General features: G+C 70.3%; 19 protein-coding genes. 12 read left to right on the plus strand and 7 right to left on the minus strand.

The genetic code is table 11. From position 1 onward, the window contains the following. Nucleotides 1–81 precede the first annotated feature (81 nt). Nucleotides 82–384: a hypothetical protein gene (locus tag ACZ6Z4_RS29285; protein WP_465571023.1), complete on the plus strand. Its 303-nt coding sequence runs from the start codon at nucleotides 82–84 to the stop codon at nucleotides 382–384. A 165-nt stretch (nucleotides 385–549) separates the two neighbouring features. Here the strand turns inward: ACZ6Z4_RS29285 and ACZ6Z4_RS29290 are convergent, their stop codons facing one another. Next, the gene (locus ACZ6Z4_RS29290; protein WP_465571028.1) at nucleotides 550–1,044 is read right to left on the minus strand and encodes a DUF402 domain-containing protein; all 495 of its coding nucleotides are present in this window, start codon (nucleotides 1,042–1,044) and stop codon (nucleotides 550–552) included. Between the two features lie 54 nt (nucleotides 1,045–1,098). Here ACZ6Z4_RS29290 and rfbB point away from each other — a divergent pair, with 54 nt between their 5' ends. Then, on the plus strand, nucleotides 1,099–2,097 hold the full coding sequence (gene rfbB, locus ACZ6Z4_RS29295) for a dTDP-glucose 4,6-dehydratase (RefSeq protein ID WP_465571033.1): 999 nt from the start codon (nucleotides 1,099–1,101) through the stop codon (nucleotides 2,095–2,097). A 98-nt stretch (nucleotides 2,098–2,195) separates the two neighbouring features. Beyond that, the gene (locus ACZ6Z4_RS29300; protein WP_465571038.1) at nucleotides 2,196–3,977 is read left to right on the plus strand and encodes a LamG domain-containing protein; all 1,782 of its coding nucleotides are present in this window, start codon (nucleotides 2,196–2,198) and stop codon (nucleotides 3,975–3,977) included. Here ACZ6Z4_RS29300 and ACZ6Z4_RS29305 read toward each other — a convergent pair. Next, entirely contained in the window at nucleotides 3,974–4,477 is a 504-nt protein-coding gene (locus ACZ6Z4_RS29305; RefSeq protein WP_465571042.1) for a DUF402 domain-containing protein, read from the minus strand. The genes ACZ6Z4_RS29300 and ACZ6Z4_RS29305 overlap by 4 nt on opposite strands. A 158-nt stretch (nucleotides 4,478–4,635) precedes the next feature. Here ACZ6Z4_RS29305 and dxs point away from each other — a divergent pair, with 158 nt between their 5' ends. The 4 genes from dxs (at nucleotide 4,636) to ACZ6Z4_RS29325 (ending at nucleotide 11,051) form a co-directional block, all read left to right on the plus strand. Continuing rightward, nucleotides 4,636–6,531: a 1-deoxy-D-xylulose-5-phosphate synthase gene (gene dxs / locus ACZ6Z4_RS29310; protein ID WP_465571044.1), complete on the plus strand. Its 1,896-nt coding sequence runs from the start codon at nucleotides 4,636–4,638 to the stop codon at nucleotides 6,529–6,531. Nucleotides 6,532–6,727: 196 nt separating this feature from the next. Continuing rightward, on the plus strand, nucleotides 6,728–7,987 hold the full coding sequence (locus ACZ6Z4_RS29315) for a hypothetical protein (RefSeq protein ID WP_465571047.1): 1,260 nt from the start codon (nucleotides 6,728–6,730) through the stop codon (nucleotides 7,985–7,987). A gap of 169 nt (nucleotides 7,988–8,156) precedes the next feature. Next, entirely contained in the window at nucleotides 8,157–9,533 is a 1,377-nt protein-coding gene (locus ACZ6Z4_RS29320; protein ID WP_465571050.1) for a hypothetical protein, read from the plus strand. 36 nt (nucleotides 9,534–9,569) lie between these two features. Beyond that, nucleotides 9,570–11,051: an APC family permease gene (locus ACZ6Z4_RS29325; RefSeq protein ID WP_465571054.1), complete on the plus strand. Its 1,482-nt coding sequence runs from the start codon at nucleotides 9,570–9,572 to the stop codon at nucleotides 11,049–11,051. Here the strand turns inward: ACZ6Z4_RS29325 and ACZ6Z4_RS29330 are convergent. Continuing rightward, nucleotides 11,048–11,833, minus strand: a complete 786-nt coding sequence (locus tag ACZ6Z4_RS29330) for an aminoglycoside adenylyltransferase domain-containing protein (RefSeq protein ID WP_465571058.1) — start codon at nucleotides 11,831–11,833, stop codon at nucleotides 11,048–11,050. The two genes, ACZ6Z4_RS29325 and ACZ6Z4_RS29330, sit on opposite strands and share 4 nt — an antisense overlap. Before the next feature lie 45 nt (nucleotides 11,834–11,878). Between ACZ6Z4_RS29330 and ACZ6Z4_RS29335 the strand changes: the two genes are divergently transcribed. Then, complete coding sequence (locus ACZ6Z4_RS29335) at nucleotides 11,879–13,189, plus strand: hypothetical protein (RefSeq protein WP_465571063.1); 1,311 nt, start codon at nucleotides 11,879–11,881, stop codon at nucleotides 13,187–13,189. Between the two features lie 66 nt (nucleotides 13,190–13,255). Here ACZ6Z4_RS29335 and ACZ6Z4_RS29340 read toward each other — a convergent pair whose 3' ends face one another. Continuing rightward, nucleotides 13,256–15,373 carry a 3-hydroxyacyl-CoA dehydrogenase NAD-binding domain-containing protein gene (locus tag ACZ6Z4_RS29340; RefSeq protein ID WP_465571066.1) on the minus strand — a complete coding sequence of 706 codons (2,118 nt, stop codon included), beginning with the start codon at nucleotides 15,371–15,373 and terminating at the stop codon, nucleotides 13,256–13,258. Then, nucleotides 15,370–16,569 (minus strand): thiolase family protein, encoded by a 1,200-nt coding sequence (locus tag ACZ6Z4_RS29345; protein WP_465571069.1) that lies wholly within the window; start codon nucleotides 16,567–16,569, stop codon nucleotides 15,370–15,372. The genes ACZ6Z4_RS29340 and ACZ6Z4_RS29345 overlap by 4 nt, the downstream gene beginning before the upstream one ends. A 177-nt stretch (nucleotides 16,570–16,746) precedes the next feature. Between ACZ6Z4_RS29345 and ACZ6Z4_RS29350 the strand changes: the two genes are divergently transcribed. The 3 genes from ACZ6Z4_RS29350 to ACZ6Z4_RS29360 are packed head-to-tail and all read left to right on the plus strand — an operon-like array spanning nucleotide 16,747 to nucleotide 18,591. Then, entirely contained in the window at nucleotides 16,747–17,421 is a 675-nt protein-coding gene (locus ACZ6Z4_RS29350) for a hypothetical protein (protein ID WP_465571072.1), read from the plus strand. Between the two features lie 10 nt (nucleotides 17,422–17,431). Further along, a complete protein-coding gene (locus tag ACZ6Z4_RS29355; RefSeq protein WP_465571075.1) occupies nucleotides 17,432–18,106 on the plus strand; it encodes a dienelactone hydrolase family protein in 675 nt (224 codons plus the stop codon). Continuing rightward, nucleotides 18,103–18,591 (plus strand): glutathione peroxidase, encoded by a 489-nt coding sequence (locus ACZ6Z4_RS29360; protein ID WP_363675079.1) that lies wholly within the window; start codon nucleotides 18,103–18,105, stop codon nucleotides 18,589–18,591. The genes ACZ6Z4_RS29355 and ACZ6Z4_RS29360 overlap by 4 nt, the downstream gene beginning before the upstream one ends. A 70-nt stretch (nucleotides 18,592–18,661) precedes the next feature. Here ACZ6Z4_RS29360 and ACZ6Z4_RS29365 read toward each other — a convergent pair whose 3' ends face one another. Together ACZ6Z4_RS29365 and ACZ6Z4_RS29370 are read right to left on the minus strand one after the other, a co-directional pair. After that, nucleotides 18,662–19,924, minus strand: coding sequence for an HRDC domain-containing protein (locus ACZ6Z4_RS29365; protein WP_465571080.1), 1,263 nt, complete (start codon nucleotides 19,922–19,924; stop codon nucleotides 18,662–18,664). Beyond that, the gene (locus ACZ6Z4_RS29370) at nucleotides 19,921–20,523 is read right to left on the minus strand and encodes a DUF3000 domain-containing protein (RefSeq protein ID WP_363675075.1); all 603 of its coding nucleotides are present in this window, start codon (nucleotides 20,521–20,523) and stop codon (nucleotides 19,921–19,923) included. The genes ACZ6Z4_RS29365 and ACZ6Z4_RS29370 overlap by 4 nt, the downstream gene beginning before the upstream one ends. 400 nt (nucleotides 20,524–20,923) lie before the next feature. Here ACZ6Z4_RS29370 and hemE point away from each other — a divergent pair, with 400 nt between their 5' ends. Further along, on the plus strand, nucleotides 20,924–21,982 hold the full coding sequence (gene hemE / locus ACZ6Z4_RS29375) for a uroporphyrinogen decarboxylase (protein ID WP_465571088.1): 1,059 nt from the start codon (nucleotides 20,924–20,926) through the stop codon (nucleotides 21,980–21,982). The last annotated feature ends 189 nt before the right edge of the window (nucleotides 21,983–22,171 follow it).

Genomic DNA, 22,171 nt, shown 5'->3' on the forward strand with positions numbered 1-22,171 from the left:
CCCTGTGCAAAACCTGTCGCGCTCGGTGGCCGCCTCCTTACCGTGCAGTGGTCATGTCACCTGAGCACCAGGAGGAACAGCATGCGCAAGATCGCGGTCGGCCTCGTCGTCGGAGCGGCAGCCCTCGGCCTCACCAGCGTGCCGCCGGCCTCGGCGGCCGGTGGCACCTTCCAGTACGACAGCCAGACCATCACCAACCCGGTCAACGGCAACTGCTACCGCTTGTCCGGCGACCCGGGCAGCCTTCACCGGCTGACCAACCGCACCGACACGACGGCTTTCGTGTCGACCGGTACGTCGTGCTCCGGGCCGCAGCTGGCCCAGCTCGCCCCGGGGGTCGACGTGGCGACGCAGACGGCGTACGGATCGGTGTTCTTCCGCTGATCCGCGGCGCTTCCGCGCCGGTCGGTGGTGATCGGCGCGAAAGATCCTTCGAACGATCCGCAAAACCTTGCGGATGACCCCTTGGTCGGGGACGCTGAGAGGGCTGCCGGGCCGACCGGCTGGGACGGGGCGGTTCCAGCCAGGAGCGGCCCGGCCGCCTTGTCTCTAGCGGACCTGGTCGAGGTACGTCTTGTACGCCGTACGGAACGGCTCCTCGGTCAGCACCGCACCCGACAGCCAGTCCGCGGAGGCCTGCGCGGCCCGGATCACGTCGGCCGGGTAGTCGTACTTGACCTGGTGCTCGGCGAACTCGTCCTCGTCGTCGACGTAGAAGCTGCCGTCGCGCCGCTTCACCACGTCCAGGTCGAGGTCCACCATCGTGAACTCCTCCTCGCCGAACGTCACCGGCGTCGTCACGTCGCAGTAGATCTCGGTCTTGGCCGGGACGTCGTTGAAGCTCGCCGTGAACCACTTGTCGCGCGGGAACAGCTGCACGCAGGCCGCGTCCATGGTGATCGCCGGCTCCTCGCCGCGCTGCGCGGTCGCACCGGCCGGCGCACCCAACCAGACGCCGTACTGGTCCTCTCCGAGGTAGGTCATCCACTGGTGCCAGTGGAGCTTGCCGTCGTACTTGCGATAGACAACCCGGACTCGGCGCATGGCGTCACCGTACCGGCGCCGCCGGTCACCTCCGGGATCGCTATCCTGTGCCGCATGCGACGGATGCTCATCACCGGCGGCGCCGGCTTCATCGGCTCGAACTTCGTGCACGACACGGTACGGCGGTACCCCGACGTCGAGGTCACCGTGCTCGACGCGCTCACCTACGCCGGCAGTCGGAGCAACCTCGACCCGGTCGCCGAGCAGGTCACCTTCGTGCACGGCGACATCTGCGACGCCGAGCTGGTCGGCAAGCTGGTCGCCGAGACCGACGTCCTGGTGCACTTCGCCGCCGAGTCGCACGTCGACAACTCGCTGAACGACCCGTCGCCGTTCATCAAGTCGAACATCATCGGCACCTTCACGCTGCTGGAGGCGGTCCGCAAGCACGACAAGCGGATGCACCACATCTCCACCGACGAGGTCTTCGGCGACCTGCCGCTGGACTCGGTCGAGCAGTTCACCGAGACCACGGCGTACGACCCGTCCTCGCCGTACTCGGCCTCGAAGGCGAGCTCGGACATGCTGGTCCGCGCCTGGGCCCGCTCGTACGGCGTCGCCGCGACGCTGTCGAACTGCGCGAACAACTACGGCCCGTACCAGCACGTCGAGAAGCTGATCCCGCGTCAGATCACCAACGTCCTGATCGGCGACAAGCCGAAGCTGTACGGCGCCGGCGAGAACGTCCGCGAGTGGACCCACGTCGAGGACCACAACGACGCCGTGCACCGCATCATCACCGACGGCCGCCTCGGCGAGACCTACCTGATCGGCTCCGGCGACGAGCGCAGCAACAAGCAGATCATCGAGAAGATCCTCACCCTGATGGGCGAGCCCGAAGACGCCTTCGTCCACGTCAGCGACCGCCCCGGCCACGACCTGCGCTACTCCAACGACTCCACCAAGATCCGCACCGAACTCGGCTGGCAGCCGCGTTACGCCGACTTCGACGCGGGCCTGTCGGCCACGATCGACTGGTACAAGGCCAACACGCCTTGGTGGGAGCCGCAGAAGGGCTCGGCGGAGGCGAAGTACAAGGTCCTCGGCCGCTGACCCTGCAACAAACTGCAACTCCGTAGACGCCGCCCCTGCCCACCCTCCACGATGATGCGTCCCCGGCTTCGGGGCAGCGAGTCCTGGGGAGGGTCCGGATGCAGGGGTGGAGTCTGTTCCGACGGGGAGCCGTCACGGCAGCACTGGCGTTGGGGGTCGCGGGCCTGAGTGGCCTGACCGCGGCCGCCGACGACCCGCCGGTCCCACCGACGCCTCCGGCGATCTCGGTGAGCTACCACGGCGCACCGGTCGCGAACTGCCTCGAGCAGACCACCTGTCCCGTCGTGATGCCGCTGGGGGAGTCGGTCGACGTCACCGTCAGCGCGACCTCCAGCGACGTGGTGGCGCTGCGGTACGGCTTCTCGGGCAAGGCTCCCGTCGATGTCGACGGCAGCACCGTGTCGGTCAGCATGGCGCCGCCGCGCGACGGCTGGGCGACGCTGGAGGCGCGGAGCATCAACGCGATCGGGCAGCTCAGCACCACCGCGCGCTTCGTGTTCAACGTCGGGCCGCGTCCCGCCGCCGTCGGCTCCTGGGGATTCGACGACGGCACCGGTACGACGGCCGCCGACGGTCCCGGCCTGACGCACCCGCTGACGATCGGCGGCGCGGCGGCGCTCGACGCCAAGGGACGCATCGACGGCGCGCTCGCTCTGGACGGGGTCGACGGTGTCGCCGAGGCGACCGCGCCGGTGATCGACACCTCGAAGAGCTTCAGCATCTCGGCCTGGGCCCGCCCGGCGAACGCCACCCGGACCGGTGTCGTCGCCGCGGTGACCGGCACCAGGAGTACAGCGGCCGGCCTCGGCTACGACGCGAGCACGAAGCGGTGGACCTTCGCCCGCACCTCCGCCGACGTCGATCGCCCGGCGATCTCGAAGGTGTCGTCCCTGGAGGCACCGGTGAACGGTGCCTGGGCGCACCTGCTCGGCACGTACGACGCGGCCACCGGCCAGCTCCAGCTCTTCGTCAACGGCCGGCTCCAGCAGACCGCTCAGTCGGCCCCCGGCTGGCAGGCCGGCGGCCCGTTGACCGTGGGCCGCGGCAAGTACGCCGGTACGCCGGCCGGCGCGTTCACCGGTTCGATCGACCGCGTCGCCGTGTGGCAGCGCGCGCTGGTCGCCGAGGAGGTCGCGCCGCTGGTCGACCCGCGGGTGGGTGGCGGCGGCAACGACCGGATCACCGCCGGCCTGGCGGCGTACTGGCCGCTCGACAACGCCGTACGGACCAACGGCACCTCGCGGACGCCGGAGCAGGTCCGCGGGGCCGGTCTCACGCTGACAGGCTTCGCCAAGCCGGCCGGTGCGTTCGTCGACGACCCCGAGTTCGGGCGCGTGCTGGAGCTCACCGGACGGTCGCAGGAGTCGCTGACGCTGAACGCCGCCACGGTCGACGGCAGCGCGTCCTTCACGGTCGCGGCCCGGGTGAAGGTCGACGACCCGGCCAAGCCGATGGTGATCGCCCGGCAGGGAACCGCCGGCAAGGACACCTGGCGGCTCGAGTACCGGCCGGTGGACACGTTCACCAGCCAGTGGCGCTTCGTCCGCGGTGACGCCGCTTCGACGACCGAGACGGTGGCGGTCTCGACCGTGGACCGGGACTCCGTCGCCGGCTGGCACCTCCTGGCCGGCTCGTACGACGCCAACCTCGCCAACGGGACCGGCAAGGTGGAGCTGACCGTCGACAACGCCCCGACCGACGGTTCGACCGTCTCCGCGCCGGGTGTCCCGCTGCGGGCCGGCAGCACGGTGGTCGGCACCGGACGGGCGTCCGGCCAGGCGTTCGACGGCCGCATCGACGACCTGCGGGTCTACGTCGGGGTCGCCGCCGGGTTCCGGCTCTGCGCCGACTACCCGGGCCTGGAGGGCTGCGGCTCCTAGGCCAGCTCGCGAACGCGGTCCAAGTACGTCTTGTAGACCGTCAGGAACGGTTCCGTGGTGGTGATGTTGGACACGACCCAGGCGCACGTCGCCTGGGCCGTGGCGATCACCTGGGGTGGGTAACCGTAGTGGATCTGGTGGGTGGCGAACTCGTCTTCGTCCATCACGTGAACCGTGCCGTCGCGGAGGCGGCGGATGTCGAGGTCCAGGTCGACCGCGGTGACCATGGAGACGCCGAACTCCGGTGGCATGGTGATGTCGCAGTAGATCTCGGTGGGGTGGGGTGCGGCGTTGAACAGGGCGCTCCACCACTGGCCGCGCGGGAACAGGCGGACGCGGACGTGGTCGACGCTGATCCAGGTGCCGTCGGCGCGCTGGGCGCGGTCGCCGGGGCGGGAGCCGACCCAGAGGCCGTGGTCGTCCTCGCCGAGGTGGACCGACTCCATCAGGCGGTGGGGGCGGCCGTCGTACTTGCGGAACAGGGTCCGCACCATCTCCATGACGGTTACTCTAGGTGAGATGGGCGCGACCGGTGAACAACCCGTACGCCGCGAGCGTCCCGTACTGTGAGATTGCTCCGGGAGGGGTTGCCGCGTTCGGCTTCGGCGACCGGGGTGCATAGACTCGACCATTCGAGGACAACCTGCGGAGGAGCTCGATGCGCTTGCTGGACACGGTCGGAGGGCCGGCGGACCTCAAGGACCTGACCGATCAGCAGCTGACGGACCTCGCCGCGGAGATCCGCGACGTGCTCGTCGAAACGGTCTCGCGGACCGGCGGTCATCTCGGCCCGAACCTCGGCATGGTGGAGATCACCCTGGCGATGCACCGGGTCTTCGACTCGCCGCGCGACCGCCTGGTCTACGACACCGGCCACCAGACCTACGTGCACAAGCTGCTCACCGGCCGGGCGCCCAAGTTCGACACCCTGCGCCAGCAGGGCGGCCTGTCGGGGTACCCGAGCCAGGCCGAGTCCGAGCACGACCTGGTCGAGAACAGCCACGCCTCGACGGCGCTCTCGTACGCCGACGGCCTGGCCAAGGCGTACCGGCTGCGCCAGGAGGACCGGCACGTGGTCGCCCTGATCGGCGACGGCGGCCTGACCGGCGGCATGGCCTGGGAGGCGCTGAACAACATCGCCGCCGGCGAGGACCTCAAGCTGGTGGTGATCGTCAACGACAACGGGCGCTCCTACAGCCCGACCGTCGGCGGCCTCGCGACGCATCTGACCAGCCTGCGCACCAACCCGCGGTACGAGAAGATCCTCGATCTCGTCAAGACGAACCTCGGCCGCACGCCGTACGTCGGCCCGCCGATGTACGAGGTGCTGCACGGCGTCAAGAAGGGCCTCAAGGACATGCTGGCCCCGCAGGGCATGTTCGAGGACCTCGGCCTGAAGTACGTCGGGCCGGTCGACGGCCACGACCGGGAGGCGATGGAGGACGCGCTGGCCCGGGCCAAGGCGTTCGGCGGCCCGGTGCTGGTGCACGCGGTCACCCAGAAGGGCTTCGGGTACGACGCGGCGGTGCAGGACGAGGAGGACAACTTCCACCAGATCCGCCCGCTGCACAAACCACGCGGCTGGACCGACGTGTTCGCCGAGGAACTGGTCGAGATCGGCCACCGGCGCCCGGACGTGGTCGCGATCACCGCGGCGATGCTGCACCCGACCGGCCTCGCGGCGTTCGGGCAGGAGTTCCCGGACCGGATCTTCGACGTCGGTATCGCCGAGCAGCACGCGGTGACGAGTGCGGCGGGCCTCGCGATGGGTGGGTTGCACCCGGTCGTCGGGCTGTACGCCACGTTCCTGAACCGGGCCTTCGACCAGCTGCTGATGGACGTCGCGCTGCACAAGTGCGGGGTGACGTTCGTGCTCGACCGCGCCGGTGTGACCGGTGACGACGGCGCGTCGCACAACGGCATGTGGGACATGTCGCTGCTGCAGCTCGTGCCGGGGCTGCGGCTGGCCGCGCCGCGGGACGGCAAGCGGGTCGCGGAGCTGCTGAACGAGGCGATCGAGGTGGACGACGCCCCGACCGTGCTGCGCTACGCCAAGGGCGAGGTGTTCCCCGACATCGAGGCGATCGACCGGGTCGGTACGACGGACGTCCTGGTCCGCACCGGCACCGACGTGCTGCTGGTAGGTATCGGGTCGATGGCGGCGACCGCCGTCGACGTCGCCGAGCGGCTCGGCGCGCAGGGCTTCGGGGTGACCGTGGTCGACCCGCGCTGGGTGAAGCCGGTGGCGCCGGAGCTGATCGAGCTGGCCGGCAAGCACAAGTTCGTCGTCACGATCGAGGACAACGGCCGCGTCGGCGGGTGCGGTGCGGCGATCGCGCAGGCGATCCGGGACGCCGGCGTCGCCACGCCGGTCCGGGACTTCGGGATCCCGCAGCGCTTCCTCGACCACGCGAAGCGCCCGGCGATCCTGCAGGAGATCGGCCTGACCGGTCAGGAGCTGGCCCGCGACGTGATCGAGCTGATCACCCGCCACCAGGGGGACGCGATCACCAGTGAGCCCGACACCGCCCGCGGCCGGCCCACCGGCGCCTGATCCCGAGCCTGCCCCCTGGTTCCCCCAGCAGCAGGCTCAGGACCCAGCCGAAGCAGACACCGGCGAGTCACCTCAGGCAGCCCCTTGGTTTCCTGAGGAGCCGGAGCCTGTGGACAGCCGTCCACGTGAACCAGTGCGTGGACGGCACGCCGCAGCTTCACACCGCCGAGGAATTGGCCCTGTTCTCATCGCTCTTGTGCTGGTTGCCGCGGCGGTTGCCGGCGGGCTCGCCCTGCACGAATCCGGCTCGCGCGACGCGACACCTCCCGCGGAAGCAGCCCCCAAGACCCCCGTCGTCGACCGTGCCGCCCGCGCCTCCGGCGTCGACGCCGTACTGAACGCCCGCGCCGAAGCGGTGAAGCTCAACAAACCCGAGCAGTTCCTGGCCGCGGTCGACCCGGCCAACAAGACCCTTCGCGCCCGCCAGCGCATGCTCTTCGACAACCTGCGCCGCTTCGGCTTCGCCAGCCTCAAGTACGAGCGCCTCCAGGAGCAGTACGACCAGGCGATCACCGACAAGTACGGGCCGAGCACCTTCGTCGTCGCGATCGCGATGACCTACCAGATCCGCGACATCGACCCCGTCCCCGCCCGCACGATGCTCGGCTACACCTTCGTCCAGCGCCCCAACAAGCAATGGACTCTCGTCTCCGACACCGACCTCGACCGAAGACTCCCACGCGGCTCGCACCAGGAAGCCTGGGACACCGGCGAGGTCCTCGTCCGACGCGCCCCGAGAGTCCTCGTCGTCGTGGAACGCGGCCAGGGCAAGCTCGCGAACAGCCTGCTCACCAAGGCCGGCAGCGCCGTGAAGGCGGTCAGCAAGAGCTGGCCGGGCGGCTGGACCGGCTCCGGTGTCGTCATCGCGCTCGACGACAAGATCGTCCGCGGCGCCGACTACACGCTCCCGAAGAACGCCGAGGACGCGCTCGCGATGGCGACCTGGGTCTACCGATCGCTGCCCGGCGAGGTCAGCGGCGTGGGGGAGCGCACCGACTCGTACGTCGTGATCAACCCGCGCAACCGCGCCAAGGTCGACGCCCGCACGCTCGCGCACGAGTTCACCCACGTCGCGACCGCGCCGTACGGGACGTTCGCGCCGCGCTGGCTGGTCGAGGGCGCCGCGACCTGGGTCGAGTTCCTGCCGATGGACGGCGCGAAACCGCTCGCGCTCGGCACGTACCGGCAGACCGTCCGCACCAAGTACCTCGCCAAGGCCAAGGCGCTGCCCGCCGACGCGACGTTCTTCCACGACTCGCTGACGTCGTACCCGCTGTCCTGGCTGGCTGTCGACCTGCTCTTCGAGCGGTACGGCGGGACGGAGCTGGTGACGCTGTACCAGGAGATGGCCGCGCTCGGCCAGACCCAGGCCGAACGCGACCGGATCATGCTCGAGCACCTCGGCATCACCGAGGCCGGACTCTTTCAGGCCCTGAAAGCTGCTGCGGCAGCCTGATCGATCCACCAGGCGGAACCGGTTACGGAGATCGCTTGCCCGACACCCGGGGTTTCCCGGGGATTCCCGGGGCAAGTTGTATACCCGGCGTGTCGGTGGTGGATTCGGCAGGACCGAGTAGGGTAGCCGGGCTGTCGCTGGACGGGCGGACCGGAGGAATCGACCCGACGTGAGTGTGTCACCCCCTGAGGTTGCCCGGCCGGGCGCTCAGGCGCCGCCCCCGAGACCCCGCCGCTGGCTGGGTCTGCTGGTGGTGGTCGCGGTGACCTGCGGCGGCGTTGTGTACGCCGTCGACCAGCGCGAGGACGACGCCCGGAGCCGGCCCAAGGTGAGTGTCGGCCCGACCGCGCCGCCGAACCAGAGCAACAAGCCGCCGTCGAAGACCGCGGCCGCGGTCGCCGCCCGCCGGCTCGCCGTCGACACCGTGCTGCTGCGCCGTGCCCGCGCGGTCCGGACCGGCAACGAGAAGCTGTTCCTGTCCGACCTCGACCCGGCCGACACCAAGTTGCGCCAGGAGCAGCGGACGCTGTTCGCGAACCTGGTCGAGATCGGCTTCACCGAGGTCGGGTTCAGCCAGGCCGAGGAGCGGTTCGACCAGGAGGTGGTCCGCGAGCACGGCGCCTCGACGTACCTGGTCCGGGTCCTGATGCGCTACCAGATCCCGAAGGTCGACCACGACCCGGTGACCACCGAGCTCGGCTACACGTTCGTCAGCCGCGGCGGCCGCTGGGTGATCACCGACGACGACGACCTGGACGACGAGCTCGGCCCGACCGCGCACCGCGAGCCGTGGGACCTCGGCCGGATCGAGGTCCGGCGCGGGCCGCGGGTGCTGGCGATCGTGGAGAAGGGCGACACCGAGCGGGCCAAGGCGATCGTTGCCGAGGCCAACGAAGCCCTCGGCCAGGTGTCGGCGTACTGGCCGCGTCGCTGGCGCGGCTCGGTGCTGATCGCGGCGCTCGACGACACCGAGGTCCGCGACGCCCGGTTCGCCGACGAGGACATCGAGTCCGCGGCCAGCGCCGGCTCGACGTTCACCTCGCTGCCCGGTCAGGACACCGCCGACGGTACGGTCGGCGGCGCGTACATCGTGGTGAACCCCAAGGAACGCGACCGGATCGACGAGATCCTGCTGTCGCACGAGATCACCCACGTCGCCACCGCCGACCTCGGCGGGTACGAGCCGCTCTGGCTGGCCGAGGGCGTCGCGGAGTACGTGTCCTGGCGCGGGATCGAGGCGGTCAGCGGTCCGGGCGAGGTCGCGAAGTGGGAGCAGGAGGTCGTCGACCAGGCGCTGCCCGGCCTGAACGCGCTGCCCACCGATCTCGGGTTCTACCAGAGCAACGCCGACGTGTACGGCGTGAGCTGGCTGGCCGTGCGCTTCCTGGTCCGCGAGATCGGCGTGAAGGCGGTCGAGGAGCTGTACGAGGACCTGGCCCGGCACGGTACCGACCAGGCCAACCGCGACCGCATACTCCTGACAAGGTCTGGGTACACCGAGGCGACGCTGTGGATGTCGCTGAAAGACTACCGGCCTCAACGGTGAGTAACATCTGAAGAAAATCTGGACCAAGGAGGCGTCGTGAGTCTGTTACGGACCAAGACGATCGAGCAGTCGATCGCGGACACCGACGAGCCGGAGTACCAGCTCAAGAAACGCCTCACCGCCCTGGACCTGACCGTGTTCGGCATCGGCGTCATCATCGGCGCCGGCATCTTCACGCTCACCGGCCGGGCGGCCCAGGCGTACGCCGGACCGAGTATCGCGCTGTCCTTCGTGCTGGCGGCGATCTGTTGCGGCCTCGCGGCGTTGTGCTACGCGGAGTTCTCCTCGACCGTCCCGGTCTCGGGCTCGGCGTACACGTTCTCGTACTTCTCGCTCGGTGAGATCTTCGCCTGGATCATCGGCTGGGACCTGCTGCTCGAGCTGATGCTCGGGGCAAGTGTCGTGGCGCAGGGCTGGTCGACGTACGCCGATCTGTTCCTGGAGCAGATCGGGCTGGGCTGGCCGGACTCGATCGGCCCCGACTCCAGCGTGAACGTGCTGGCGATGCTGCTGATCATCGTGCTGACGGTCCTGGCCACGGTCGGCATCAAGGAGTCGCTGCGGGTCAACCTGGCGCTGGTCGCGGTGAAGCTGTTCGTGGTGCTGTTCGTGATCATCGCGGGCCTGTTCTACATCAAGGGCTCGAACCTGACCCCGTTCATCCCCGACAGCGTCCCGGCCGAGAACGGCGACGTCACCATCACCACCCCGTTGTTCCAGGCGCTGTTCGGGTTCACCCCGTCGACGTTCGGCGTGATGGGCCTGGTCTCGGGCGCGTCGCTGGTGTTCTTCGCGTTCATCGGGTTCGACGTGGTCGCGACCACCGCCGAGGAGGCGAAGAACCCGCAGCGCGACCTGCCGCGCGGCATCATCGGCTCGCTGGCGATCTGCACGGTGCTCTACGTGCTGGTCTGCATCGTGATCACCGGGATGGTCAACTACAAGGACATCAACGGCGAGGCCGCGCTGGCCGAGGCGTTCCGGTCGGTCGGCCGGCCCGGGTTCGCGACGCTGATCTCCGCCGGTGCGGTCGCGGGTCTGACCACCGTGGTGCTGACGCTGATGATCGGCGCGGCGCGCGTGGTGTTCGCGATGAGCCGTGACCACCTGGTCCCGGCCAAGCTCGGCAAGACGCACCCGAAGTTCGGTACGCCGTACCGGCTGACGATCGGGATCGGTGTCGTGGTCGCGATCGTCGCGGGCGTCACCCCGATCGGCAAGCTCGAGGAGATGGTGAACATCGGCACCCTGGCCGCGTTCACCCTGGTCTCGATCGCGGTCCCGCTGCTGCGCAAGCGCCGCCCGGACATCGAGCGCTCGTTCCGCGTCCCGGGCAACCCGGTGATCCCGATCCTGGCCGCGCTGATCTGCATCTACCTGATGCTGAACCTGTCGCTGGAGACCTGGCTGCGGTTCGCGATCTGGATGGCGCTCGGCTTCATCGTGTACTTCCTGTACGGCTACCGCCGCAGCCGGGTCGGTCGCGAGGAGCAGACCGGCGAGGTCACCAAGGCCTAGCCGCGCGCGGTCGCGGTCGCCGTCGCTGTGGCGAACGCGGCGAAGGCGACCGTCCGCTCCACCTCGTCGGAGTCGGCCGCGTCCTCGGGATCCCACCCGAGGGCGCGGCCGTCCAGCGCCCGGCGGCACAGCCCGGTCCACTCCGGGTCGAGGGTGTCGATCGCCCAGAGCAGCGCCGCGCGCTTCGAGCTGACCCGGCCGTCGGCGAGCGTGTGCAGCATCCGGCACAGCGTCGTCACGGCGTACCGCTGTCCCCAGGCCAGCTCGATCGAGATCCAGGTGGCGAGACCGGGCAGCAGTTGCGGGATGTCGGCCCGCATCCGCGCCCGCAGGACCTCCGCCGGTACGACGTCGACGAGCGTCTTCGGATCGGGGCCGGCCAGCGTCACGCCGTACTCGCGCAGGGTCCAGCGGACCACCTCGGTGTTGCAGTGCGCCGACCACTGCATCTCCCGCCAGCCGTTGTCGATGTAGAGCCAGTCGCGGCCGAGCCCGTCGAGCGTGCGCAGCTCGGACAGCAGCGGGTACGAGCCTTCGAGGCGGCGGTTCCAGTACCCCTCGCGGGTGGGGATCTCGTCGTGCAGCGCGCGCAGCGCGGCCTCCTGCGCCGGCGTGATCGGGCGGTGCACCGGGATCAGGAAGTCGCAGTCGCTCTGCCGGTCGGCGTCGCCGAGCGCGAGCGAGCCCTGCAGGTAGGCGCCGACGAAGTTGTCGCCGAGGATGCGGTGGGCGGTCGTGCTGAGCTCCCGGAGGATCTCGTCCAGCTCGGCGTAGACGGTCATGGCGATAGGATCGCGCAGTTGGACCGATCGAGGGCGGGATTTTTCATGAAGCACCCGAGGCGCTGGGTCGCGGCCGCTGCCGCGCTCGTGCTGGCGGGGACCGCCGGGGTCGTGGCCGTGCGGCAGAGCGGGGACGGCGGGCCACCGGCCGGGAGTACGGCGGCGGCGCTGGGCAACCCGTCGGCCCACGAGCTGACCGGCGCCGAGCAGAAGAGCCGGCAGCGCGAGATCGACCTGCTGCTCGGGAAGCGGGCGGCCGCCGTACTGAAGAACGATCCGGCCGGGTTCCTCGCCGCGGTCGACCCGAAGCAGCCGAAGCTGGTCGCCCGGCAGCGGTTGCTGTTCACGAACCTGCGCAAGTTCGGCTTCGGCAGCCTGAAGTTCTTCACCGCCGACAGCTGGGCGACGCCGAAGCTGGCCGAGAAGTACGGGCCGACGACGTTCAGCACCCGGGTGATGATGCGGTACCAGATCGCCGGCCTGGACCCGAAGCCCGTGCAGACCGATCTGGGCTACACCTTCGTACGGCGCGACAACCTGTGGGTGCTGGTCGAGGACGGCGCGTCCGACGAGATGCTGAGCCGCGACGGGCACCGGCAGCCGTGGGACTTCCAGGAGGTCGCGCTGGTCCGCCGCGGCAAGGTCGTCGTGGTGGTCGGGCAACGCGAGCTCGCGCTCGGCCAGACGATCGCGCGGGTCTCCGAGGACGCCGTCGCTGCCGTCCGCCGGCACTGGCCGCGCGGCTGGAACGGCTCGGTGCTGGTGGTCGCGATGCCGGACCCGCAGGTGATGGCGACGCTGTGGACGTCGGGCGACGGCCGCGGCTGGACGATCGCCGCCAAGGCGGTCACCTTGTACGAGGGGGAGCAGCTCGGCAAACCGTCCGGCCCGCCGATCGGCAGCCGGATCGTCATCAACCCCGCGCTGCGCAAGGACCTCGACGAGGACCTGCTGGTGCACGAGATGACCCACGTCGCGACCGTCCCGATCGGCCCGATGGTCCCGCTCTGGCTGAGCGAGGGCCTGGCCGAGTACGTGCGCTGCCGCTCGGTCGAGGACGACCCCGAGTGGACCGTCGACCCGTACCGGCGGACGGTGAAGACCAAGTACCTGCCGGGCCTGAAGGAGCTCCCGGACCGCAAGGCGTTCGACGCGAACGGCGACCGCGCGTACGGCCAGAGCTGGTGGGCGGTCCAGTACCTGGCCGACGACCTCGGCATGAAGAAGGTCGCCGCCCTGTACGCCGACCTCGCGGTGCACGGCACCACCGAGGCGGCGTACAGCACGATCCTGAAGCGCCACACCGGCAAGACCCCGGCGGAGCTGACCCTGGCGGTCAGGCGCTTCCGGGGCTGACGGAACGGACTGCTGGGGCCGGAGCGGGCTTCCGGGCGCCGCACCGACCCCAGCAGGTTCGGGGGATCAGGCCAGCGAAGCGACGCCCTTGGGGAGGAAGCGCTGCCCGTTGACCTTCTCGGCGATGCCCGAGCGGTCCAGGTACGGCGTGATGCCGCCGAGGTGGAACGGCCAGCCGGCGCCGAGCAGCAGGCACAGGTCGATGTCCTGGGCCTCGGCGACGACACCCTCGTCGAGCATGATCCGGATCTCCTCGGCCAGTGCGGTCAGCACCCGGGTGCGCAGCTCGTCGGCGCTCGACGGCTGGTCGCCGACCGTGACGATCGCCTCCACCTCCGGGTCGACCGACGGCTTGCCCTCGGCGCTCCAGACGTAGAACGAGCTCTTGCCCGCAGCAACGACCTTGGCGAGGTTCTCGGACACCGCGAACCGGTCCGGGTAGGCCCGGTTCATCGTCTCGGCGACGTGCAGCGCGACCGGCAGACCGACCAGCTGCAGCAGCACGAACGGCGGCATCGGCAGGCCGAGCGCCGACAACGCCTTGTCTGCTTCAGGAATCGGCGTCCCTTCGTCGACCGCCGCGCTGACCTCACCGAGGAAGCGGGTCAGCAGCCGGTTCACCACGAAGGCCGGCGCGTCCTTGACCAGCACGCAGGACTTCTTCAGCTTCTTGCCGACCGCGAACGCCGTCGCCAGCGAGGCGTCGTCGGTCTGGTCGGCCCGGATGATCTCCAGCAGCGGCAGCACCGCGACCGGGTTGAAGAAGTGGAACCCGACGACGCGCTCGGGGTGCTCCAGGCCGGCGGCCATCTCGGTGATCGGCAGCGACGAGGTGTTCGTGGCCAGGATCGCCTCCGGCGCGACGATCTTCTCCAGGTCGGCGAAGATCGTCTTCTTCAGCTGCAGCTCCTCGAAGACCGCCTCGATCACGAAGTCGGCGTCGGCGAAGACCGCGCGGTCCACCGAGCCGGTGACCAGCGCCTTCAGCTGGTTGGCCTTGTCCGGGCGGATCCGGCCCTTGCCGAGCAGCTTGTCGATCTCGCCGTGCACGTAGCCGACACCGCGGTCGACCCGCTCCTGGTCGAGGTCGGTCAGCACCACCGGCACCTCGAGGCGGCGTACGAAGAGCAGGGCGAGCTGGCCGGCCATCAGACCGGCGCCGACGACACCGACCTTGTTGACCGGACGCGCGAGCGACTTGTCCGGCGCACCGGCGGGACGCTTGGCGCGCTTGTTGACCAGGTCGAAGGCATAGAGGCCGCTGCGCAGCTCCTCGCTCATGATCAGGTCGGCCAGCGCCTCGTCCTCGGCCGCGAAGCCGCGGTCGCGGTCGTTGTCCTTGGCCGCCGCGATCAGGTCCAGTGCCCGGTACGGCGCGGGCGCCGCGCCGCTGACCTTGAGGTCGGCGAACGCCTTGCCGCGGGCGACCGCCGCGTCCCACGCGTCGCCGCGGTCGATCTCCGGCCGCTCGACGGTGATCTCGCCGGTCAGCACCTTGCTCGCCCAGATGAACGACTGCTCCAGGAAGTCGGCCGAGTCCAGCAGCACGTCGCCGATCCCGAACTTCACCGCCTCCGGGCCGGACAGCATCTTGTTCTGGTTCAGGGCGTTCTCGACCACGACCTTCACGGCCTTGTCGGCGCCGATCAGGTTCGGCAGCAGGAAGTTGCCGCCCCAACCCGGGAGCAGCCCGAGGAAGACCTCCGGCGTGGAGATCATCCCGGCCGCCACCGACACCGTCCGGTACGACGCGTGCAGCGCGACCTCCAGGCCGCCGCCGAGCGCGACACCGTTCACGAACGCGAAACTCGGCTTGCCGCCCTCGGCCAGCTTGCGCATCACGCCGTGGCCGATCCGCCCGAGGTTCAGCGCCTGCTCCCGGTCGACCAGCTTCGGTACGCCGCTGAGGTCGGCGCCGGCGGCCAGGATGAACGGCTTGCCGGTGACCCCGATCGCGACGACGTCCTCGCGGGCCAGCGCCGCGTCGATCGCCTGGTTCAGCTCGGCCAGACCCTTCGGGCCGAAGGTGTTCGGCTTGGTGTGGTCCTGGCCGTTGTCGAGCGTGATCAGCGCCATCGTGCCGGCCTGGTTCGGCAGCACCACGTCGCGGCTGGGGGCGAGCGTGACCAGCTCGTCGTTCTCGATCGCGGTCGCTTCGGCGATCAGCGTGTTGAGGTCGCTCATGCGGCGTTGCCTTCCCAGTTCGGGTTCTCCCAGATGACGGTTCCGCCCATGCCGAGGCCGACGCACATGGTGGTGAGGCCGTAGCGGACCTCGGGGCGCTGCTCGAACTGCTTGGCCAGCTGGTTCATCAGCCGGACGCCGGAGGAGGCCAGCGGGTGCCCGAAGGCGATCGCACCGCCGTACGGGTTGACCCGCGGGTCGTCGTCGGCGATGCCGTAGTGCTCCAGGAACGCCAGCACCTGGACGGCGAACGCCTCGTTCACCTCGAAGGCCTGGATGTCGTCGATGGTCAGGCCGGCCTGCTTCAGCGCCTTCTCGGTCGCCGGGACCGGGCCGAAGCCCATCACCTCGGGCTCGACCCCGACGAAACCGTACGAGACCAGCTTCATCTTCGGCTTCAGCCCGAGCTCCTCGGCCGCCTCGGCCGAGGTGAGCAGCGCGGCGGTCGCGCCGTCGTTGATGCCCGCCGAGTTGCCCGCGGTGACCCGGCCGTGCGGGCGGAAGGGGGTCTTCAGCTTCGCCAGGTCGTCCAGCGTCGTCCCGGGCCGCATCGGCTCGTCGGTCGTCGCCAGGCCCCAGCCCTGCTCTGCCGAGCGGATCGCGATCGGGACCAGGTCCGGCTGGATCAGGTCGTTCGCGTACGCCTTCGCGGCGCGCTCCTGCGACAGTACGGCGTACGCGTCGGTGCGGGCCTTGGTGATCGTCGGGTAGCGGTCGTGCAGGTTCTCGGCCGTGGAGCCCATCACCAGCGCGGAGGTGTCGACCAGCTTCTCGGAGATGATCCGCGGGTTCGGGTCGACGCCCTCGCCCATCGGGTGCCGGCCCATGTGCTCGACACCGCCGGCGATCACCACGTCCTGGGCGCCGAAGGCGATCCCGGACGCGACCGTGGTCACCGCGGTCATCGCGCCGGCGCACATCCGGTCGATCGCGTAGCCCGGGGTGGTGTTCGGCAGGCCGGCCAGCAGCGCGGCGGTCCGGCCGATGGTCAGGCCCTGGTCGCCGATCTGGGTGGTGGCCGCGATCGCGACCTCCTCCACCCGCTCCGGCGGCAGCGACGGGTTGCGGCGCAGCAGCTCACGGATGCACTTGATCACCAGGTCGTCGGCGCGCGTCTCGGCGTACTGACCCTTGGCCTTGCCGAACGGGGTGCGAACGCCGTCGACGAACACGACATCGCGGATCTCACGGGGCACGAGGCCCTCCTTAGGGTGGGGTGGCACTGCCGATGCTACCCGCCGGTAATGAACCGCCCCAAGCAGCCACGCCTGTGCGGCTGCTCACAACCGGTGCGGCCCGGCCGCGCGTTGGACGTGGCGCCCGGCTGCGAACAGGCGCATGCTGGATCAAGGCACGCTTCGGGAGTCGCTCAGATGAACAACTTCGATCTCTCCGTCCCGGTCCTGAGCCGGGGCAAGCACCGCAGTCCGCGCAAGGGCGCCTGCTTCATGGAGTTCGCGTCCTACCTGGCCGGGGAACCCTGGTCGGACCATCCGGCCTGCACCCACCCGCTGCTCGCGGGCGTCGCACGCGACGTCAACGACTGTACGACGGACGCCGGCCGGTCCCGGCTGGCGCCGCTGATCCCGTCGGTGATCGGCCTGACCCCGGACGACCCGCACGTCGTACCGCGGGTGACGGCCGTCTGCATCCAGCAGGCCCTGCCGGTGGTCTCGCAGGAGCGCCAGTACATCCTCGCCGTCGCGCTGATCGTGGGGGAGCGGCAGCTCGCCCAGCTCGACGGGCGCCCACTGGACAGCGTCGACCCGGCCTCGCAGGAGGCCCTCGACTCGGTCCCCGCCGCGACCAAGTGGGCGCGAGCGTTCACCGCGAAGGCGCACCGGGGAACCGCCGACTACGCCCGCCGTACGGCCCCTCGCGCGGTGTCGTGCGCGGTCGAAGGCATCTCCCAGGCCTGCGTCAACGACCCGGACGACCGGCTGTACCGCCTGCTCAACTCGGCCATCGAGGAGTGCAAACGCTGGGTCCCGGCCAAGCCGTCGCGGTTTCCGGAGGCTCTTCCGCAGGTGGCGAAATTAGGACAGTAAGCTCGGCCGTGTGACCTTGGAAATCGACACCGGCTCCGGCCTGATGCCAGTGCACGTCTGGGAAGGGCAGGGGCCGGGGCTCCTGCTGCTGCAGGAGATCTTCGGGGTCTCCGACTACATCAAGGAGCGCGGCGCGCAGCTCGCCGCGCTCGGGTACCACGTGGTCGCGCCGGAGATCTTCTGGCGTCTCGACGGCGTCGATCTCGACCCGGACGCGCCTGATCTGCTGGACCGGGCGCTCGCCGTACTGGGTCGGCTCGACTGGGACCTGGCCGTGTCCGACTCGGTGGCTGCGCTGGAGTACCTGCGCGGGCGTGACACCGCGGTCGGCGTGATCGGTTTCTGCTTCGGCGGCGGCCTCGGCTTCAACGTCGCCGCGGTCGCCGACCCGGACGTGCTGATCAGCTACTACGGCTCGGCGCTGCCCAACCTGCTGCCGCTCGCGCCGGAGGTGAAGGCGACGAGCCTGCACCACTTCGGCGACGCCGACGACTACCTGCCGCCGGCCACGGTCGACACCATCGTCGCCGCGCTCGGCGACGCCGAGATCCACCGCTACGCCGGCGCCGGGCACGCGTTCGACAACCCGATGCCCGCGTTCCACCACGCCGGGGCCGCCGCGCAGGCCTGGCAGCGCACCGCCGACTTCCTGTCCCGCCAACTGCCCCTCGAAGGAAACCGATGAGCCTGTACGACATCCCCCTGCGGTCCCTGTCCGGCACCGAGACGTCCCTCGGTGACTACCAGGGCAAGACCGTGCTGGTCGTGAACGTCGCCTCCAAGTGCGGCGCCACCCCGCAGTACACCGAGCTGGAGAACCTGCAGCGCAAGTACGCCGACCGCGGCTTCACCGTCCTCGGCGTCCCGTGCAACCAGTTCGGCGGCCAGGAGCCCGGCACGACCGAGGAGATCCAGGAGTTCTGCTCGACGACGTACGGCGTGACGTTCCCGATGCTCGACAAGGCCGAGGTGAACGGCGAGGGCCGGCACCCGCTGTTCGCCGAGCTCACGCTGACCCCGGACGCCGAGGGCAACGCCGGGGACGTCCAGTGGAACTTCGAGAAGTTCCTGGTCACCCCGGCAGGCACGGTCGCGGCCCGCTTCCGCACCCGGACGACCCCGGAGTCCGCCGAGGTCGTCGAAGCGATCGAGCGCCAGCTCCAGGCCTGACCACCGACCAGCTCGTCAAGTAGTTCCCCCAATCCCCGTGACCAACTGGTCCGGGGCTTGGGGCGACAAGCTAGTCGAGCGACTTGGCCGGAGCAGTCACCGTCAGCGCGTCCGTCAGCACCTGCGCGGTCAACCCGATCTGCCACTCGCGCGCCGCGTGCTCGCGCAGGAACGTCTTCACCGACTCCAGATCCGGCGTCGCCGGGGGAGTCCACGCCAGCCGGCGAATCGTGTCCGGCGACAACAAGTTCTCCGTCGGCAACCGATGCGCCTCGGCGATCTCCCCGACAGTCGCCCGCGCAGCCGACAACCGCGCCGCCGCATCCGGGTCCCGATCAGCCCAAGCCCGCGCCGGCGGCGGCCCGTCGTACCGGGGGCCCTGCTTCGGCAGCTCACCATCAGGCAGGCGACGAGCGTGATCGATCGCCTCCCACCACGTCCGCATGTGCCGGTGCGCGCCGCGGCCCTTGAACGCGGTCAGCTTCTGCAGCGTGTCCCGGTCGACCGGCATCGCGGCCGCCGCCTCGACGATCGCCGCATCCGGCAGGATCCGCCCCGGCGAGATGTCAGCAGCCTCCGCGATCTGGTCGCGCGCCTCCCACAACGCCCGTACGACGGCCAGGCTGCGCCGGTTCCGCACCCGGTGCATCCCCGACGTCCGCCGCCACGGATCCGGCTTCGGCTCCCGCGGCGGCGCGGACAGGATCGCGGCGAACTCCTGCTCGGCCCACTCCCACTTGCCCTCGCGGCGCAGCTCCTGCTCGATCGCGTTCCGCAGCTCGATCAGCATCTCGACGTCCAGCGCGGCGTACACCAGCCACGGGCTCGGCAGCGGCCGGGTCGACCAGTCGGCGGCCGAGTGCTCCTTGCGCATCCGGTACCCGAGCACCTCGCTGACCAGCGACGCCAGCCCGACCTTCGGATACCCGAGCAGGCGCCCGGCGAGCTCGGTGTCGAACACGGTCCGCGGCACCATCCCGACCTCGGCCAGGCAGGCCAGGTCCTGGTTGGCGGCGTGGATGATCCACTCCGCGTCGACGATCGCGTCACCGAGCGCGGACAGGTCACCGAACGGGATCGGGTCGACCAGCGCCGACCCGGAACCCTCACGGCGCAGCTGGACCAGGTACGCGCGGTGCGAGTACCGGTAGCCGGAGGCGCGCTCGGCGTCGACCGCGACCGGCCCACTGCCGGCCCGGAACGCCTCCACGACCTCCTGCAGCGCGGGGTCGGTGTCGACGACCTCGGACAGCCCGTCGCGCAGCTCGAGCAGCGGAAGGGATTCGGTCGGGTCCTCGGGGACGGGCGACTGCTGGGTCTCGGCCGGGCTCATTGGCCCCGCTGACCGCGGCGGGTAGGCATCGCGACCACACCGGGCGGCACCGGCGGCAACCCTGCCGCGGTGCACAGCACCTCGCCCCACGCCTCCGCGTGCCGCGTCACGTCCACCCCGCCGTCCGGGCCCGGGACCGGGCTCCAGGAGGCGCGGATCTCGATCTCCGCGGTCGCGTCGTCGTCGGCCATCCCACCGAAACTTTCGGACACCACCCTGGTGACGGTACCGCTCGGTGCTCCGAACTCCGCACCCCGGTCGGCCAGCGCCTCCATCAACCAGGTCCAGCCCACGCCACCGAGCAGCGCGTCGGTCACCATCTCCGGTTCGACGGCCGCACGCACGTACGCGACACAGCGGAAGGTCGACTGCCAGGCGTCGTTCCCGTCCGGGTCGTAGAGGACGACCAGACGACCGGTGGCGACGTCGTCACCATCAACCGTCACGTCAGCGCTGACCGCGGCCGCGTGCGGAGCGATCCGCTGCGGCGCGGGCATCTCCTCGACGAAGACCTCGGGCCGGAACCGGGCCTCACGCAACTGAGTGAGAGCCTCGGCGAACTCCGCGGGTGGCGCGTCGACCTGCTTGCGGGCACCCATGCTCCGCAGCCTACGACTGATTACTCACCGACGCGGATTTCGACGCGCCGATGGGGGAGGGTTGGTTGCACGGTGGGCAGGGGTGATCACCGGGGGTGGTGGGTTTGTCGGGGTTCACCGGGGGCGTCGGGGTGCGGGCACCGGGGGTGGCGCGGGTGTCGGGGTGTGTTCGCGGGCTGTGTTTGTTGGCCTCGCCTTCGGCTCGGCGGGTTTTGGGGCTTTTCGCCCGGTCTTCCCTCGTCGTTCGGTCGCTTCGCTCCCTCTCTCCTCAGTCCAGACCGGGCGGCCCCAAAACCTTGGGGGAGCTGTGGTGAGGAGTTGTGGGGGGTGGTGATCAGGTGTTGGGGGAGGTGGGTGACCAGCTGTCGGTGGCGCGCTGACCGCGTGGGATCATCGGTGGGTGCCTTCCACATCGTCTGCGCTCGAGCGTTCTCCTTTCCTGCTGGCTGCTCGGGGGGAGCTGTCGACGCACACCCCGGTGTGGTTCATGCGCCAGGCGGGGCGGGCGCTCCCGGAGTACCGGAAGGTCCGTGAGGGCATCACGATGCTGGAGTCCTGCACGCGCCCCGACCTCGTCGTGGAGATAACGCTGCAGCCCGTACGCCGTTACGGCGTCGACGCGGCGATCTTCTACTCCGACATCGTGCTCCCGCTGAAGGCCGTCGGCGTCGACCTGGACATCAAGCCCGGCGTCGGCCCGGTCGTCGCGTCACCGGTCACCTCCTTCGCCGACCTGGACGCCGTCCGCCCGGTCGAGCCGACCGACGTCGAGTACGTCACCGACTCCGTCCAGCAACTCGTCTCCGAGCTCGGCGGCACCCCCCTGATCGGCTTCGCCGGTGCCCCCTTCACCGTCGCGTCGTACCTGGTCGAAGGCGGCCCCAGCAAGGACCACGCCAAAACCAAGTCCCTCATGCACGGCAACCCGAAGCTCTGGCACGCCCTGGCCGACCGCCTGGCCGACGTAGCCATCTCCTACCTCTCCATCCAGATCGAAGCCGGCGCCTCAGCCATCCAACTCTTCGACTCCTGGGCCGGCGCTCTCTCCCCGCGCGACTACGCCGAATTCGTCCAGCCCCACTCCGCCAAGGTCTTCCAGGCCCTCGAGCACTACGCCGTCCCCCGCCTCCACTTCGGCGTCAACACCGGCGAACTCCTCGGCCTGATGAGCGAAGCCGGCGCCGACGTCATCGGCGTCGACTGGCGAGTCCCCCTCGACGAGGCCGTCCGCCGAATCACCGCCGCCACCGGCCACCCCAAGCCCGTCCAGGGCAACCTCGACCCAGCCCTCCTCACCGCCGGCTGGCCCGCCATCGAACCCCAGATCGACCGAATCCTCACCGAGGCGAAGTCCGCCCCCGCCCACATCTTCAACCTCGGCCACGGCGTACCCCCCACAGCAGACCCCGACGTCCTCCACCGCATCGTCAAGGCCGTCCAGGAGAAGTCCGCACGCTGATTCCCAGCGGACCACCCAGCCCCCTCCCGAACACGAGCCTCTCCGCACGGCCCGCGTCGGCGACAGCACGCCGCCGCCCGCGGCACACCCAGCCGGCCCAGCAGCCCCCGGACGCCCATCACTCACCAACACCCCCGCCAACGCGCCGTCCCCGCCTAGACGGACTGGCTGATGGCCACAACCACCGAG

It is taken from the genome of Kribbella sp. NPDC104740 (genome assembly GCF_055583505.1).